Here is a 765-nt window from a genome sequence, read left to right on the forward strand (position 1 = left end):
ACGTTCTTTTTGCCCTTCTTTTCGCATACCAAAGAATTGAATAATCATCTCATCATTTTCATCAAAAACTTCAAGTGAAGTGACATGACCATCACTGGTAGGTTTGCGAACGCACCATACATTTTTGATTCCAGGAATGAGTAAATGCAGGTGAAATTTTTTATCGAGAACATTAAGCCAAGGTCCCATTTGCTTAATGTTTTTTATTTGTCCACTAAAAATTTGGATACATCCCTTGTTTCCAACAAAGCACATAATAGGTACTTCTTGTTGCGCAACCTGGTTGAGCATAATTTCAATAGCTTCTCTCTTTAATTCATGAGCAAATTCATTTCCGACATATTTTACAGCATCATGTCGATTAATTTTGAGTTCAGAAATAATCCCGTGAAGTTGGTGTACATCTGTCATTTTCCGCCAACGATCGCGAAATTCTTCAACATTCAGTTCTACAATATCGCGCTTGTTTGGAATTGCTTTTGGAGGGATATCAAGAACGGGTGATTGATCCTCATGGAGCAACTTATCAACAAGTTTATTCCACTCTGCCATATTTGTGGTATCTTTAGAATAGAGTTTAAAAATAGCAACGCCATTTTGATCAAAGAAATGCAGACTTTTCGTAGGCTTTCCAAGAACAATTGCTTCGTATTCAAAACAAAATTCCCATTGTTTTGCAAAAATACGTAGGTCAATTTCACCAAGTGTGAGAAGGACATGTTGGTTTTGAACAATTTTTTCAAAACATCCTGTGATTTCATGAAC

1 protein-coding gene is annotated in these 765 nt (G+C 35.8%); it reads right to left on the reverse strand.

The window, feature by feature from the left end; genetic code table 11:
* On the reverse strand, positions 1 to 765 hold a 765-nt coding region (locus tag ACFIO5_RS09875), incomplete at both ends, for a ChuX/HutX family heme-like substrate-binding protein (RefSeq protein WP_375705303.1).

It is taken from the genome of Bartonella sp. AA86SXKL, assembly GCF_042196885.1.